Here is a 16,172-nt window from a genome sequence, read left to right on the forward strand (position 1 = left end):
TGCTCAGGAGTGGATCGGGCGGGCGAAGGCCCAGCCCGCGCGGGGCCTGTTCGATTGCGCCCGGCCCCGGGGCTCTGAAGTATGCCGAGGTCGTTCGAACCCACTCAATGATCGTTGTGTAACAGCCGATCGGAGCGATGGGGCTTACGGGAGGGGCGACGGAAAGGCCCGTGCACGCACCCGTACATGGACGCGCCCGGGACCGTGTTCGCGGTCCCGGGCGCGTATGCGGTGCGTCCCGCGGTCAGCCCGTGCGGGGGCCGTTCACCGTGGGGGCGGTGGGGCTGTTCAGGCGAGCGTCCACTTCTGGTTGGCGGCCCCGGTGCAGGTCCACAGCTGGGCGCGGGTGCCGTTGGCCGAGGAGCTGCCGGTGGCGTCCACGCACTTGTCCGCCTGTGGGTTGACGATGTCGCGGGCGCCGGTGACGGTCCATCGCTGGTTCGGGCCGGCACTGCAGTCCCAGAGCTGGAGCTGTGCCCCGTTCGCGGTGCTGTTGCCGGTCACGTCGAGGCACTTGCCGAGGGCCCGGACGGTGCCGTCGGAGCGTACGTCCCACTGCTGGGCCGCGGTGCCGTTGCAGTCGTAGAGCTGCACGGCGGTGCCGTTGGCGGAGCTGGCGCCCGCCACGTCGAGGCACTTCCCGCCGATGCCCCGGATGGTCCGGCCGGCCGGCGGGTTGGTGCCGCCGTCGGTGCTCACGCGCACGTAGTCCACGACGAGCTGCTGCGGGAAACGGGTGGAACCGTCGGGGTCGCCGGGCCAGTAGCCGCCGACCGCGAGGTTCAGGATCATGAAGAAGGGCTTGTTGAAGACCCACTGCCGGCCGCCGAGGTCGGCGGGGGTGCGGGTCTGGTAGACGTTCCCGTCCACCGACCATCTGATGGAGTTGGGGCTCCAGTCGATGGCGAAGGTGTGGAAGTTGTCCGCGAAGGCCGCGCCGCCCGGCAGGGTGTATCCCGCGCCGATACCGCCGGAGCCGGAGTAGCCCGGCCCGTGGAGCGTGCCGTGCACGGTGCCCGGTTCGAAGCCGACGTTCTCCATGATGTCGATCTCGCCCGCGGCGGGCCAGCCGATGTTGCCCATGTCGTTGCCGAGCATCCAGAAGGCGGGCCAGATGCCCTGGCCGCGCGGGAGCTTCATGCGGGCCTCGACGCGCCCGTACTGGGTGGTGAACTTCCCGGCCGTGTTGAGCCGGGCCGAGGTGTACTCGCACCGGCCGTACCAGCAGTTGTAGTTGGCCGGGTTCTCCCTCTTCGCCGTGATGACGAGATTGCCCTGACCGTCGAGCGCGGCGTTGTTCGTGCCCGAGGTGTAGTACTGCCGCTCGTGGTTGTTGACGTTGTCGCCGGTCTCCAGCTGCCACCTGGAGCCGTTGACGCCGGAACCGGCGGGTCCGTCGAAGTTCTCGTCGAAGGTCACTGCGAGGGGGGTGGCATCGGCGGAGACCGGGGCCGGGGCGGGGGCGGCCTGCACGGCGGTCGGGCTGAGGGAGGCGAGGCCGAGAACGGCGGCTGCCGCCAGCCAGGTCAGGGATCTGTGGCGCCAAGGCGTGCGCACGGGGCATCACATCGCTTTCGTGGGGGTGTGGGGAGAAGAGCGGGGGCCAGACGGACTGACGCGTGCATGACATGGCGGAGTGCGCCAACAGTCACGTACGAACACGAAATGAAGTGATCCGGGGGTCCCGGGGGGAAGCGGTGTTCAACAGTTGGCGATAACGATTTAAGGAGCGCGCCGGAGGTCCGTCAAGGTGTTCGTCTGGACCAATTCCCTTCACCGCAGGTCAGGTTGGCGTTCCACCGGACGGTACGGGGGCGGCTCCACGGCCGACGGTCGTGCCGGAGCCATGGCTTCGGGAGCAGCCGCACCGGCCCCGTCTGCGGAGCTCGACCTGAAGCCCAACCAGCAACTTTGTCCCCCCAGTAGAGAAAGATGAGGCCAGGTACGTCAAAGGGCTTTCTGGTCCGCGAAAAAGCCATTACCTTCCTGCTCTGTACCGAACGGCAAAGGACCGGGTGCCCCTCCCTCCCCCCCGGGGACACCCATGTCCGCGGCGCGACGGCGCGCGCCTGTGCTCCAGACCTCACCCCGTCATCACACGGAGGATGCGCGTGCACAGGAGACTCACCAGACCCCTCGCGGCGCTCGCCTGCACCTTGCTCGCCGCCGCGGGCGCCCTGACCGCCCAGCAGAGACCCGCCGCAGCGGCCCCCGAACCCGTGGCAAGCGCCGCGGCCGACGAGTTCCAGCAGGTCACCCTCGCCAAGGGGGTGGCCGAGACCGGCGAGCCCATGACCCTCGCCGTCCTGCCCGACCGCTCCGTCCTGCACACCTCACGGGACGGCACCCTCCGCCTCACCGACGCCGCCGGCACCACCAAGGTCGCCGGGAAACTCGACGTCTACTCGCACGACGAAGAGGGCCTCCAAGGCGTGGGCGTGGACCCCGGCTTCACCACCAACCGCTTCGTCTACCTCTACTACGCACCGAAGCTGACCACCCCCGCCGGCGACGCACCCGCCACCGGCTCCGCGACGGACTTCGCCCCCTTCGACGGAGTCAACCGGCTGTCGCGGTTCTCCCTCAGGACCGACGGCACACTCGACACCGCCAGCGAGAAGAAGGTCCTCGACGTCCCCGCGAGCCGCGGACTGTGCTGCCACGTCGGCGGTGACATCGACTTCGACGCCCAGGGCAACCTGTACCTCTCCACCGGAGACGACAGCAACCCCTTCGCGTCCGACGGCTACACCCCCATCGACGAGCGCGCCGACCGCAACCCCGCGTACGACGCCCAGCGCTCCTCCGGCAACACCAACGACCTGCGCGGCAAGGTGCTGCGGATCAAGGTCGGCGCCGACGGAAGCTACACCATCCCCTCCGGCAACCTCTTCGCGCCCGGAACCGCGAGGACCAGGCCGGAGATCTACGCCATGGGCTTCCGCAACCCCTTCCGGATGAGCGTCGACAAGCCCACCGGCACCGTCTACCTCGGCGACTACGGCCCCGACGCGGGCACGGCCAACGCCGGACGCGGACCCGCCGGACAGGTCGAGTTCAACCGGATCACCAAGGCCGGCAACTACGGGTGGCCCTACTGCGTCGGCAACAACACCCCCTACGTGGACTACAACTTCGCCACCTCCACATCGGGCGCCGCCTTCTCCTGCACCGCACCGAAGAACACCTCGCCGAACAACACCGGCCTGACCGACCTGCCCCCGGCCCAGCCCGCCTGGATACCGTACGACGGGGGTTCCGTCCCCGAATTCGGCGGCGGCTCCGAGTCACCCATGGGCGGGCCCGTCTACCGCTACGACGCGGCCTCGGCCTCCACGGTCAAGTTCCCGCAGAGCTTCGACGGCGACTACTTCGCCGGCGAGTTCGGCCGCCGGTGGATCAAGCGCATCGAGCAGGGCTCCGACGGCGCCGTGCAGTCGATCAACGCGTTCCCCTGGCAGGGCACCCAGGTCATGGACATGGCCTTCGGCCCGGACGGCGCGCTGTACGTCCTCGACTACGGCACCGGCTACTTCAACGGGGACGCCAACAGTGCGGTCTACCGCATGGAGTACGTCACAGACGGCCGCGCCCCGCTCGCCAAGGCCACCGCCAACCGCACCTCGGGCCAGGCGCCCCTCGCGGTGGCGTTCTCCTCGGCCGGGACCTCCGACCCCGACGGCGACCCGCTCACGTACGCCTGGAAGTTCGGTGACGGGGCCACCTCCACCGCCGCGAACCCCTCGCACACCTACACCGCCAACGGCCGCTACACCGCCGAACTGACCGTCTCCGACGGCACCGGCAACACCGCCACCGCCTCCGTCGTCATCACCGTCGGCAACACCGCGCCCACCGTCACCCTCAACCTGCCCGCCGACGGCTCCATCATCGACCCGGGCGCCGCCGTACCCTTCACGGTCACCGTCACCGACCCCGAGGACGGCACGATCGACTGCTCGAAGGTGAAGGTCACCTTCATCATCGGCCACGACAGCCACGGCCACCCGCAGACCTCCGCCACCGGCTGCTCCGGCACCGTGCAGACCATCGCCGACGGAGAGCACGACCCCAACGCGAACATCTTCGGCGTCTGGGACGCCGAGTACACCGACAAGGGCGCCAATGGGCAGCCCGCCCTGACCACGCACGACCAGAACGTCAGCCAGGGCAGCAAGCGGCAGGCCGAGCACTTCGGCGGCTCCGCCGGCATCCAGATCGTCGACAAGGCCACGGCGAACGGCGGCAAGACCGTCGGCTACATCGACAACAACGACTGGATCTCCTTCACCCCGTACATGCTCGGCAACGCCACCAAGCTGACCGCCCGGGTCTCCTCCGGCGGCGCCGGAGGCACGCTGGAGGCACGGGCCGGCTCGCCCACCGGCACCCTGCTCGGCTCGGCCGCGGTCCCCGTCACCGGCGGCTGGGACACCTTCCGGGACGTGAGCGCGGACCTGACCAACCGCCCGGCAGGCACCACCACCCTGTACCTGGTCTTCAAGGGCGGCAGCGGCTCCCTCTTCGACCTCGACGACTTCACCTTCACCACCGGCGGGGCCACCGCGCCCGGTGGTGAGCTCAAGGGCATCGGCGGCAAGTGCGCGGAGGCCGCGGGCGGAGCGAGCGCCGACGGGACACAGATCCAGCTGTGGACCTGCAACCAGAGCGCCGCGCAGAAGTGGACGGCGGGCACCGACGACACGCTGCGGGCGCTCGGCAAGTGCCTGGACATCAGCGGTGCCGGTACGGCCGACGGTACGAAGATCCAGCTGTACGGGTGCAACGGCACGGGCGCCCAGAAGTGGGTGGCACAGGCCGACGGAACGTTGAAGAACCCGGTGTCCGGCAAGTGCCTGGACGCTTCCGGAGCCGCCTCGGCGGACGGCACCAAGCTCCACCTGTGGACCTGCCACACCGGCGCCAACCAGAAGTGGACCCTGACATGAGCCGACGACTCACCCGTCTCGCCAGCTGGGCCGCCTGCGGCCTGCTCGGCGCCGCCGTCCTGCCCACGGCGGTCTCCACCGCCTCCGAACCGGCCCCGGCCGCCCCCGTCCGTGCGGCGGCGGTCGCCGCCGACCCCGCGTACGACGTGCTGGTCTTCTCCAAGACCGCCGGCTTCCGCCACTCCTCCATCGACGAAGGCATCACCGCCCTGCGCCAACTGGGCACCGCCAACAACTTCACCGTCACCGCCACCGAGGACGCCGCCGCCTTCACCCCCGCCAACCTCAGCGGCTACGAGGCCGTCGTCTTCCTCTCCACCACCGGAGACGTTCTCAACTCCGCCCAGCAGACCGCCTTCGAGGGGTACATCCAGTCGGGCGGCGGTTACGTCGGCATCCACGCGGCGGCCGACACCGAGTACGACTGGACCTGGTACAGCGGCCTGGCCGGTGCCCTGTTCAAGTCCCACCCGCACATCCAGCCGGCCACCGTGAAGGTGGAGGACCGCGCCCACGACGCCACCGCCCACCTCGGCTCCACCTGGCAGCGGACCGACGAGTGGTACGACTACCGCACCAACCCCCGCACGTCGGCCCACGTCCTGGCCTCGCTCGACGAGTCCACCTACACCGGCGGCACCATGGGCGGCGACCACCCCATCGCCTGGTGCAAGGACTACGAAGGAGGGCGCGCCTTCTACACCGGCGGCGGCCACACCGAGGACTCCTACGCCGACCCCGTCTTCCGCCGTCATCTGCTCGGCGGCATCCGCTGGGCCGCGGAGATGACGGAGGCCGACTGCCGCCCGGAGACCGGCTACACCACCCTGTTCGGCACCTCCGGGACCACCGGCTGGAAGCAGGCCGGTCCGGGCTCCTTCGCCAACGCCGACAACACCCTGACCTCCCGGGGCGGCCTCGGCCTGTTCTGGTACCAGGCGAAGGAGTACAAGTCCTACTCCCTGAAGCTCGACTGGCGCCAGGCCGGTGACGACAACTCCGGTGTCTTCGTGGGCTTCCCGGCCTCCGACGACCCGTGGTCGGCCGTCAACAACGGGTACGAGATCCAGATCGACGCCACCGACACCCCCGACCGCACCACCGGCTCCGTCTACGGGTTCAAGTCCGCCGACCTCGCCGCCCGGGACGCGGCCCTCAACCCGCCGGGGGAGTGGAACACGTACGAGATCCGGGTCGAGGGCGAGCGCCTGCAACTCTTCCTCAACGGCCGCAGGATCAACGACTTCACCAACACCGACCCCGCCCGCAGCCTCCAGCAGGGGCACATCGGCCTGCAGAACCACGGCGAGGGCGACGACGTGTCCTTCCGCAACATCCGCATCAAGGAGCTCGGCGGCGCGACCGGACCCCGGGAAGGCGCTGTCACCGGCATCGGCGGCAAGTGCGTCGACGTCGCAGGCGGGTCGAGCGCCGACGGCACACAGATCCAGTTGTGGACGTGCAACCAGTCGGCCGGCCAGAAGTGGACGGTCGGCACGGACGACACGCTGCGGGCGCTCGGCAAGTGCCTGGACATCAGCGGCGCGGGCACGGCCGACGGCACGAAGATCCAGCTGTACGGGTGCAACGGCACGGGCGCCCAGAAGTGGGCGCCGCAGGCCGACGGAACGTTGAAGAACCCGGCGTCGGGCAAGTGCCTGGACGCCTCCGGGGTCTCCTCGGCGGACGGCACCAAGCTCCACCTGTGGACCTGCCACACCGGTGCCAACCAGAAGTGGGCGCTCCCCGGCTGAGCGGCCCTCCCGACTCCGGGGCCGCCGCGGGAGGCGGTGACCCCGGGACCGGCCGCCACACGGGGCCGGTGACGGCGGCGGGGCGCAACGCCGAAACGCACCGCCGCCGTTCTTCGACCGCCGGGCCCGGCTCCCTGCCGTGCACGCGCTCGTCAGACGCCGACGGGCACTTCGATCACGAAGTGGCCGTCGGCGTCCGGCTGCGCGGCGGCGTACGCACCCATCCGGGTGGCCAGGCAGCCCACCACACGTCTGGTGAGGGGTTCGTCCGGATCTGCCGTCCCCTCCGGAGGCAGCAGGGTTTCGGCCTCGGACGGCGGACTGCCACCGAGATAACGGGCAGTGTCCCTGTTGACGACCCAACAGGCCACCGAGACCCTCGCCACTCCCGGCCGGGTGCGCTTGGCCCGGATGTGGGCGTACATGCTGAAGTCGTCCCCACCGAGAGAGACGGTGGTGCTGAACTCGCCGCCACGGGGAAACCTGCCCAGCAACTCGGCCACGGCGGGTTCCACCACCGCTCGCGCCATGGGCTCCGCGTACACCATGATGCCTTCCCTTCAAGAGATGAGCCCAGGGCGGAACGCCCGGCCCGCCTCCATGTTCCTCCCATCTCCCTTGTGAATTAAATGAGTTGAGCCACGCTCGTTGACAGCTCCCCCTCCCGGCAGGACTCTTGAGAGCGCTCTCAAGAGTGATGTGCACACCGTTCCACCCCCGGATCCGACCGAAGGAGGACGAGCATGCCCGCTCCATGGAAAGGCCTCGCTTCACTGACCGCCGCGCTGGCTCTGGCGGCAGGTCTGACCACCGCCGTAGCCCCGACCGCAGCCGAGGCCGCGGTGCCCGCGACCATCCCGCTGACCATCAAGAACGACTCGGCCCGCGGCGACCAGATCTACATCTACAACCTGGGAACGGAGCTCTCCACCGGCCGGCAGGGCTGGGCCGACGCGAACGGCACGTTCCACCCCTGGCCGGCCGGAGGCAACCCCCCGACCCCGGCGCCGGACGCGTCGATCGCCGGGCCGCGCAACGGACAGTCCCTGACGATCCGGATGCCGAAATTCTCCGGCCGCGTCTACTTCTCGTACGGCCAGAAGCTCGTCTTCAAGGTCACCACCGGTGGACTCGTCCAGCCCGCCGTCCAGAACCCGAGCGACCCGAACAGGAACATCCTGTTCAACTGGACCGAGTACACCCTCAACGACGCCGGCCTGTGGATCAACAGCACCCAGGTCGACATGTTCTCCGCCCCGTACTCCGTCGGAGTCAAGACCCCCGGCGGAAGCGTCAAGAACACCGGCCGGCTCAAGGCGGGCGGCTACAACGCCGTCCTCAACTCCCTCAGGAACCAGCCCGGCGGCTGGTCCGGCCTCCTCCAGACCCGGTCCGACGGAACCGTCCTGCGCGCTCTCTCGCCCGGCCACGGCGTCGGTGCCGGCACCCTCCCGGCCGGCATCCTGAACGACTACGTCAACCGGGTCTGGAGCCGCTACAGCAGCTCCGTCCTGACGGTGACCCCGTTCGCGCACGAGCCGAACACCAAGTACTTCGGCCGGGTCTCCGGGAACACCATGAACTTCACCAACAGCGCGGGCGCGTTCGTCACCTCGTTCCAGAAGCCGGACTCGGACAGCATCTTCGGCTGCTACAAGCACCTCGACGCCCCCAACGACCTGGTACGTGGCCCGATCTCCCGCACGCTGTGCGCGGGCTTCAACCGCTCCACCCTGCTGACCAGCGCGAACCAGCCGGACAACAACGCGGCGAACTTCTACCGGGACGCCGTGACCAACCACTACTCCCGCCTCATCCACGCACAGATGGTGGACGGCAAGGCGTACGGCTTCGCCTTCGACGACGTGGGCGCCCATGAGTCGCTCGTCCACGACGGCAACCCGCAGGAAGCGTTCATCACGCTCGACCGGTTCAGCTGACCGTCTGCTCCTCCCCGGCCGCAGGGGCCCACGGCCGTGATCCCGTACGCACCGGCCGTCGGCTCCTGAGGCATTCCCCGCCCTTTTGCCCTCCGCTCCCTCCGTTCCCCGGCACGGACCGCTGCGAAAGGGCGGTCGACGGTCACGCTCCGCTGGTGTCCGGCCAAGAGATGATCAAGGCGTGACCAAGTCTTGTCATGTATGAAGCTCCGTCAGTCATGTGGGAGTTAGCGTCCGGGCGTGAAGACGACCCGACATGCCCAGACGTCGACGGCGCCCACCCGCCGCACGCTGCTCCGCGCCTCCGCCGCCACCGCGGCAGGCGGTGTACTCGTAGCCGGTGCTTCGCCCGTGGGAGCCGTCACCCGGACCCGGGCAGTACCTTCGACGCGACCAGGCACTCCCGCAGCCGCCCTGGCCGCGCTCTCCACGGGCAACCGCCGGTGGCGTACCTTCCATCAGCAGCACCCCCACGAGTCCTCCTCGGTGCGCCACTCGCTGGTGTCCGGACAGACGCCCTTCGCCCTGATACTCGGCTGCATCGACTCCCGTGTGCCGCCGGAGCTGGTCTTCGACCAGGGGCTGGGCGACCTCATGACCGTGCGCTCGGCCGGTGAGGTGCTGGACGAGGCGGTGCTCGGAAGCATCGCCTACGGCGTGCTGGAGCTGGGCATCCCGCTGGTCGTGGTCCTGGGCCACCAGGCGTGCGGTGCGGTCGCCGCGGCCGTGCACGCGGAGGAGACCGGGGAGCACCTGCCCGCTCACATCCAGTACGTGGCCGACCAGATCAAGCCCGCGATCGTCCACTCGCAGCACGGCGACGCACGTGTGGACGCCACCGTCAGCGCACAGGTCCGGCTGGTCAGGTCCCGGCTGGCCCGCGAGAGAGACCTCGCGGCCAAGGTGGCCGCCGGAGAGCTGGAGATCGTGGGCGCGCGCTACGAACTGAGCACCCAGCTGGTCCACCGCATCAGCTGACCGCCGCAGGGGGGCGAGCCCTTCGGCGTCGCGTGGCGGGCGACGCAGAAGGGCTCATCTCAGGACTTCACGAGCTTTGCCCTGGGCTCAGGACTTCGCGAGCTCTGCCCCGGGCTCAGGACTTCACCAGCTCTGCTTCCGGCCGCTGTTCGGGGATCGCCTGGTTCAGCCGCTCGCCCTCGATGTCGAGGTCGGGCAGGACCCGGTCGACGGGGCGGGGCAGCCACCAGGCGGCGCGGCCCAGAAGATGCATGACCGCGGGCACCAGGGCCATACGGACGACGAAGGCGTCGATGAGTACGCCGATGGCGAGGGCGAACCCGATGGACTTGATGACGGGGTCGTGCATGAACACGAATCCGCCGAAGACGGCGGTCATGATGATCGCCGCGGCGGTGACCACCCGGGCGTTGTGGCCGACGCCGCTGATGACGGCCTGGCGCGCCTCGGTCCCGTGGACGAAGTCCTCCCGCATCCGCGAGACGAGGAAGACCTCGTAGTCCATGGCCAGACCGAAGAGGATCCCGATCAGGAGGATGGGCAGGAAGCTCACCAGCGGCCCGGGGGTGTCGAGGCCGACCAGCTGCGACAGATGCCCTTCCTGGAAGATCGCGACGGTGATGCCGAACGTGGCACCGATGGTGAGCAGGAATCCCAGGGCGGCCTTCAGCGGCACCAGGACCGACCGGAAGACGAGCATCAGCAGCAGCACCGACAGTCCCACGACGAGCAGGAGATACACCGGCAGGGCGGCGGCAAGCTTCTCCGACACGTCGATGCCGACCGCGGTCACCCCGGTCAGCGCGATGTCGGCGCCCTGCACGCCCGCCACCCGGTCGCTGCGGCGGTGGGCCCCGTCTTGGGGATCACGGCCAGCAGGGCGGTCGTGCCCCGCTCGTTGAGCTGCGGGGCGGCGACGGCCAGGACGCCGTCGGTGTCCGAGATCAGCGCGGTGGCCTCCTTGGCCGCCTGTGCGGTCGCCTGTGCGTCGGCCGCCGAGACGACGGCGACGAGACGGCCGTTGAAGCCCTCGCCGAACCCCTCGGTCGTCAGGTCGTAGGCCTCGCGGTTGGGTGAACCGGCCGCCTCGGTGCTCGCGTCGGGCAGGGCCAGACGCATGTCCTGTACGGGGAGGGCGAGTGCGCCGAGGCCCACGACGCCCACGAGGAGGACGGGGACGCGCAACCGTGCCACGATCCGGCCCCAGCGGAAGCCGAAGGCCGTCCCGGTACCGGCGGACGAGGGTGCGCTGTCCTGCGTGCGGCGCGCGCGGGGCAGGACACGGACGCCCGCGAATCCGAGGACGGCCGGCAGCAGGGTCAGGGAGACCAGCACCGCGAGGGCGACCGTGGCGGCTGCGGCGAGACCCATGACCGTAAGGAAGGGGACACCGGCGACCGCGAGTCCCGCGAGCGCGATGACGACCGTGGCACCGGCGAAGACGACGGCGGAACCGGCCGTACCGGCGGCCCGGCCGGCGGCCTCCTCCCCGTCCATGCCGTCCGCGAGGTACTGCCGGTAGCGGGAGGTGATGAAGAGCGCGTAGTCGATGCCCACGGCCAGGCCCAGCATGAGCGCCAGAATGGGCGCCGTGCTGGTCAGTTCGACGATGCTGCTGAGGGAGAAGAGACCGGCCATGCCGGCGGCCACCCCGACGAGGGCGTTGAGCAGGGTCATCCCGGCCGCCACGAGGGAGCCGAACGTGAGGACCAGCACGAGCGCCGCGACACCGACGCCGATGATCTCGGTCGAGCCGATCTCGGGGGCGCCCCGCATGATCTCGCCCCCGTGTTCCACCCGGAGCCCCTCGGCGGACGCGCCTGCCGCGGTGAACGACTTCCGCTGCGCGTCGGTGACGCTGTCGGCCACCGAGTCGAACTGCACCTGGACCAGGGCGTAACGCCCGTCCGGCGAAAGGGCCCGGGCCTGGAACGGGTCGATGGCCGCGAGGACACCGGGCACCTCGGCCGCTTCCTCGACCACCGGGGCCACGGCGGCGGGAGTGAGCTTCTCACCCTCGGGGGCGGCCACGATGATCGTGCCTGTCGCACCTCCCGCCTGCGGGAACTCCCGGGCGAGCGAGTCCAGGGCCTGCTGCGACTCGGTCCCGGGTATGGAGAACTCGCTGGTGGCCGGCGCGCTGAAGGCGATCGCGCCGCCACCGAGCAGGGCGAGCAGCAGCAGCCACAGGGCGAGTACCCGGCCTCGACGGCGGAAGGACAGCCGGCCGAGCCGGTACAGGAGAACAGCCATGCGAAGCGGCGCCTTTCTCTTCGGTTGCACAGCCTGTCTCAGCTGTGCGGATGCCCGAGGGTTCTGAGTGCCCCTCGGATCAGTTCGTCGCGCATCACGTCGGGCGGGACATCGACGCCGCCGGCGACCGCGACCGCCACCCCGCCGATCACCATGCGGGCCGAGACGAGTGCGCCGGGCTCCCGCGAGCGGCCGGCCAGCGCGTCGGCGAGCCGGTCGACGGCAGGAGGGATGACCGCCAGAGCGGGATGCCCGAGCATCTGCGGCAGCTCCGCGAAGATGATTTTGAGTTCCAGGTGGAACAGCATCGCGAGGCCGACATATCCCGTCACGGCCGGTTCCACGGCTCGCGAGCCTTCCAGAGCGGCCAGTTCGCCGTTGAGTGCGCAGAGCCCCTCGGCCGGCGGCGTCAGCAGTTCGGTGAGGATCGCTTCCTTCTCGGCGAAGTGGTAGAGCAGGGAGGCCTTCGAGCACGGCACCTCGGCCGCGATGTCCTGCAAGGAAGCCCCCTTGAAGCCGTGGTGGGCGAACAGGCGCAGGGCGGCATCCAGAATGTGACGGCGCATCTCGGAACGCGGACGAGGCATGCGTCATGGTAGCTGACCGATCGGTCAGGGTCGTGCGAGGTACCGCAGCCCCTGTCTCAGCGCGGCCCGGGCGCCGGGTTCCAGCAGGCGGGACCAGGGCGGATCTGTTTCGCCCCGGAGCAGGCAGTAGCACGCCAGGGCGTAGCCGAACTGGCGCTCGGTGAGGTAGCCGAGGTGGTGGGTGGGGTCCAGGGCGGTTCCGGTGAGCATCCGTTCGGTGAGGTCGCCCAGCGGGAGGACGGAGAACCCCTGTACCGACTTGGTGAAGCGATAGGCGGCGTTGGCGGTGAAGAAGCCCATGCCGAGGAAGACCGTCACCAGGTCGGTCAGTCTCTCGTGGTCGACGTCGAGGCCCTGGATACGGTCCTCGCCGAGCAGACGGACATGGCCGAGCTCGTGGGCGATGATGGCCGTGAGCACAGCCGGATCCCCGGCCTCGCGGAGGTCGAGCTCGATCACGGCGTGACCGTCGGCCTTGTGGTACCTGCCGACCGCCCGGTGCCTGCGGCCGCCGCTCCGCAGGGCGTCGGGCGCCTCGTCGGCGCTGTCGAAATACCGCACGCGTACGTCACCGGGGTCGACCCCCATCACCATGCAGACCCGCCCGACCAGCTCCTCGATCTGGGCCGGGGTGCCGACGAAGTCCGCAGGGAAGAGGCCCGAGGACGGGAGCGCCGTCTCACGCTTCACGGCCTCGGGCCCGAACTCCTTCACGCACCAGGTCATCCATCTCTCGACCCACTCCTGGTCCTTGGGCGGCACCGGGCACCGGTCGAGCTCGTCGGAGCGGGCCCAGGGCTTCACGCTCGGGGGCACCACGGCCCGGTTCGGAGTGCGGCGCCGCCGGCCGCGCCAGATCCGTGCCCATCGGGATGGTGTCCGGCTCATCCTTGGTGCCCCCGCCCCCAGGTCGCTGCGACTGCTCCGATTCTAGGAGCCCGGAGGGTTCTTGGGCCGGCCATGTGAGGGGGACCATCGCAGGGTGACGCCGGTCGGCGTACCCGTACAGGCTGATCCTTCGCACCGCCGTATGCGTCTCAGGTCGCACCGGGCCGCGACGTCAGGCCGATGCGGCGGGATGCCGGCCGCCCGGACGATGACCCCATGCCCTCAACGATCACCGGTCTCCCGCTGTCCGGCCCGGAAGCCCTCACCGTGTTCGGCGCCATCACCCTCGTACTGGCCCGCTGGCTTCCCGACCGCTTCCGCGGCCCGGCCACGCTCGCCGCCGGCGCCCTGCTCGTGGGGTCGGTGACCGTCCTCGTCGTCGGGGGGCTGCGATGGCAGCTGGTTCCGGTGGTGGCCGCGGCGGCCGTCGCGGCGCCGTTCGCGCTCGTACCCATGGTCCGGCGGCGCACCGGGCGCACTCCGTGGCGTGCCCGGTGGTGGCTGGCTCTGCCGGGGTCCGCGGTGTGCGCCGCCCTGATCGCGTCGGGCCCGGTCTCCGCGTGGGCCCTGCCCGTACCCGAGTTCCCCGAGCCCTCAGGACGCTTCCCGGTCGGCACCCAGGTCCTGGAGTTCTCCACGCGCCCCGAAGGGGACGGCCGGGACGAGGAGAGTCGCACGCTGGTGACACAGCTCTGGTATCCCGCCGGGCGGAGCGCCCCGGACGCGCCGCGGATGCCGTACCTCGGGCGTACCGAGGCCGAGTCGCGCACGGTGTCCTCGGCGCTGGCCGGCTACGCGGGGGTCCCCGGCTTCCTGCTCGACGGTCTGCCGCGCGCCCGGAGCCACGCGGTGCCCGGCGCGCCCGCCGCCCGGGAGGGCGGACGCCTCCCGGTGGTGCTGTTCTCCCCCGGACTGGGCGGAGTGCGTACGCAGAACACCGCCTGGGCGGAGGAACTGGCGAGCCACGGCTATGTGGTGGCGGCGGTCGACCACCCGTACGACTCCGCTGCCGTGGTCCTCGCGGACGGCCGGACGCTGCGTACGCGGGTCTCGGCGACCGGCGACCGGGAGGAGGACGCGGCACGGGCGGAAGGCTGGACACGCACCCGCGCCGCGGACCTACGTGCCGTGCTCAACAGGCTGACGCGCATGGACCGGGAGGAGGCCGACGGAACCCTGGCCGGACGCCTCGACACCGGCCGGGTGGCGGTGGCCGGTCACTCCATCGGGGGCGCGGCCGCTCTGCAGGCGGCCCGCCAGGACCGCCGGTTCGACGCGGTCATCGACCTGGACGGCTTCCCGCACGGCCCCACCGGGGGACACCTCGGGCAACCGGTACTGGCGCTGACCCAGGAGATCGGCCCCGGGACCGACCCGGACTACCTGCCCCGGCTCACCCGCGTGCTGGAGCTCGGCGCCGCGACCAACTACCGGCTGACCGTGCCGGGCACCGCGCATCTCACCTTCACCGACGCCCCGCTCTACCTGCCGCCGGTACCCGGGGTGGTCGGCTCCCTGGGCCGCACGGAGGGCCACCGCATCACCGCCGCCGCCTCGCTCTCGTTCCTCGACGCCACGCTCCGGGGCGCCCCGACCGACCTGCCCACCGCCCTCGCGGCCCACGGGGAGGTGACCGTCCACCGGCCGAAGCCGCACGCCGTCCCCCAGGGAACTCGCTGATCTCCGGCATACCGCTGCGCCGGCAGGTCGTCGGAGCGTGCGCCTTCGCCCAGGGGCGGAGCGGCCTCCGGCTCCTCAGCAGGTGAGCCCGGACCCCGGCGCCACGTCGAGGATGCCGGTGATGCGTTCGTACCGCTGCACGCGCGCGGCCACGGACTGCGGGTTGCCGCCGTCGCACTCCAGGGCTCCGTTGAGCGAACGGATCGTCTCACCGAACCCGGCGCCGCCGACCATCGCCTCGTGCGAGGTCATGGTGCCGGGGCCGTTCTGGGTGTTCCAGTACCAGAGCGCGGTCCGCCAGGCGACGGACGGATCCCGCTCGACCAGCCACGGATCGTTCAGCAGGTCGAGCCCGAGGGCGTCACCGGCGGCCTTGTAGTTGAAGTTCCAGCTGAACATGATCGGGCCCCGCCCGTAGTACGCCTCCCGCCCCGCCGGGCAGCCGAAGGGCTGGGTGTCGTCGCACTTGCGCCAGTAGTTGGCCTCGTTGATCTCCTTGACGTACTTCAGCCCCACCGACTCGAAGTCCGCGTGCGTCAGGAAGGCGGCCGCCTCCCTGGCCCGGGTCTGCGGCGTTCCGGTGTTGGCGAAGCGCGGGTAGGCGTGCAGCGCGTCGATCAGGCCCTGGTAGGTGTAGAAGGGGTGGCGGTCCGGGAAGATCTCGTCGAACCGCTCCGGGCTGATGACGAAGTCGGAGACCCTTCCGGTGCAGGCGCCCCGGTCGGACCAGGCGGACCCGGCACCCGGATTCTCGTTGCGTGACCACCACTTCGCGGTCCAGTTGCGTCCGTGGTGCGAAACGGTGTCCCCGGCGCGGTAGTCGACCGAGGCGCTGTGGAGCGGGGCGCACGGCTCGGCGCCGGGTGAGGCGGCCGACGCGGCGGGGGTCGCTGTCAAGAAGCCGGCGGCGAGCGCGGCCAGGGCCGCCGGTATGGTCAGGAACCTCTTGATGCGATGCAGGGCTGCTCACTCCTTCGGCGCGGCGCACCGGGTACCCGGCGGGCCGAGAGGGCGGACCACCACCCAAGCGTGATTGGTCTGGACCTGTCAAGGTGCCCCCCTGTGTGTCTCGTCAGGAGTTCTCCGTACCTGTCCGTCCCGTGCCGAAGGTGTTCATCGCCCGTGCACGTGAACTCGGGGCTG

The 16,172-nt window shown here is 70.6% G+C and carries 10 protein-coding genes and 1 pseudogene; 5 read left to right on the forward strand and 6 right to left on the reverse strand.

What is annotated here, in order from left to right:
* Positions 1-288: 288 nt before the first annotated feature.
* Positions 289-1,557, reverse strand: coding sequence for an RICIN domain-containing protein (locus tag IE264_RS17780; protein ID WP_015606600.1), 1,269 nt, complete (start codon positions 1,555-1,557; stop codon positions 289-291).
* A gap of 554 nt (positions 1,558-2,111) precedes the next feature.
* Here IE264_RS17780 and IE264_RS17785 point away from each other — a divergent pair.
* Both IE264_RS17785 and IE264_RS17790 read left to right on the forward strand, forming a co-directional pair.
* Positions 2,112-4,949: a PQQ-dependent sugar dehydrogenase gene (locus IE264_RS17785; RefSeq protein WP_032754771.1), complete on the forward strand. Its 2,838-nt coding sequence runs from the start codon at positions 2,112-2,114 to the stop codon at positions 4,947-4,949.
* Positions 4,946-6,703, forward strand: coding sequence for a ThuA domain-containing protein (locus IE264_RS17790; RefSeq protein WP_015606598.1), 1,758 nt, complete (start codon positions 4,946-4,948; stop codon positions 6,701-6,703). Before IE264_RS17785 ends, IE264_RS17790 begins: the two co-directional genes overlap by 4 nt.
* Positions 6,704-6,855: 152 nt before the next feature.
* Here IE264_RS17790 and IE264_RS17795 read toward each other — a convergent pair whose 3' ends face one another.
* Entirely contained in the window at positions 6,856-7,251 is a 396-nt protein-coding gene (locus IE264_RS17795) for a hypothetical protein (RefSeq protein ID WP_032754773.1), read from the reverse strand.
* Between the two features lie 195 nt (positions 7,252-7,446).
* Here IE264_RS17795 and IE264_RS17800 point away from each other — a divergent pair, with 195 nt between their 5' ends.
* Together IE264_RS17800 and IE264_RS17805 are read left to right on the forward strand one after the other, a co-directional pair.
* Entirely contained in the window at positions 7,447-8,643 is a 1,197-nt protein-coding gene (locus IE264_RS17800; protein WP_015606596.1) for a glycoside hydrolase family 64 protein, read from the forward strand.
* 240 nt (positions 8,644-8,883) lie between these two features.
* Entirely contained in the window at positions 8,884-9,621 is a 738-nt protein-coding gene (locus IE264_RS17805; protein ID WP_015606595.1) for a carbonic anhydrase, read from the forward strand.
* 115 nt (positions 9,622-9,736) lie between these two features.
* On the opposite strand, the pseudogene IE264_RS17810 reads toward IE264_RS17805, so the two are convergent.
* The 3 genes and pseudogenes from IE264_RS17810 to IE264_RS17820 all read right to left on the reverse strand — a co-directional run bounded on the left by IE264_RS17810 (position 9,737) and on the right by IE264_RS17820 (position 13,280).
* A pseudogene (locus tag IE264_RS17810) lies at positions 9,737-11,874 on the reverse strand (MMPL family transporter).
* 38 nt (positions 11,875-11,912) lie between these two features.
* Positions 11,913-12,461 (reverse strand): TetR/AcrR family transcriptional regulator, encoded by a 549-nt coding sequence (locus tag IE264_RS17815; RefSeq protein WP_015606593.1) that lies wholly within the window; start codon positions 12,459-12,461, stop codon positions 11,913-11,915.
* A gap of 24 nt (positions 12,462-12,485) precedes the next feature.
* On the reverse strand, positions 12,486-13,280 hold the full coding sequence (locus IE264_RS17820) for a M48 family metalloprotease (protein WP_158706500.1): 795 nt from the start codon (positions 13,278-13,280) through the stop codon (positions 12,486-12,488).
* Positions 13,281-13,565: 285 nt separating this feature from the next.
* Between IE264_RS17820 and IE264_RS17825 the strand changes: the two genes are divergently transcribed.
* Positions 13,566-15,029 (forward strand): alpha/beta hydrolase family protein, encoded by a 1,464-nt coding sequence (locus IE264_RS17825; RefSeq protein WP_190167659.1) that lies wholly within the window; start codon positions 13,566-13,568, stop codon positions 15,027-15,029.
* A gap of 75 nt (positions 15,030-15,104) precedes the next feature.
* Here IE264_RS17825 and IE264_RS17830 read toward each other — a convergent pair whose 3' ends face one another.
* Entirely contained in the window at positions 15,105-15,962 is an 858-nt protein-coding gene (locus tag IE264_RS17830) for a glycoside hydrolase family 19 protein (RefSeq protein WP_308428518.1), read from the reverse strand.
* Between the last annotated feature and the right edge of the window lie 210 nt (positions 15,963-16,172).

The sequence above is a fragment of the Streptomyces microflavus genome (assembly GCF_014650075.1).
Taxonomy (GTDB): domain Bacteria; phylum Actinomycetota; class Actinomycetes; order Streptomycetales; family Streptomycetaceae; genus Streptomyces; species Streptomyces microflavus.

Coding starts and splice junctions, on each gene's coding strand:
- IE264_RS17800 (WP_015606596.1), top strand. CDS start 7,447: ATGCCCGCTCCATGGAAAGGCCTCGCTTCACTGACCGCCGCGCTGGCT.
- IE264_RS17815 (WP_015606593.1), bottom strand. CDS start 12,461: ATGCCTCGTCCGCGTTCCGAGATGCGCCGTCACATTCTGGATGCCGCC.
- IE264_RS17825 (WP_190167659.1), top strand. CDS start 13,566: ATGCCCTCAACGATCACCGGTCTCCCGCTGTCCGGCCCGGAAGCCCTC.
- IE264_RS17795 (WP_032754773.1), bottom strand. CDS start 7,251: ATGGTGTACGCGGAGCCCATGGCGCGAGCGGTGGTGGAACCCGCCGTG.
- IE264_RS17790 (WP_015606598.1), top strand. CDS start 4,946: ATGAGCCGACGACTCACCCGTCTCGCCAGCTGGGCCGCCTGCGGCCTG.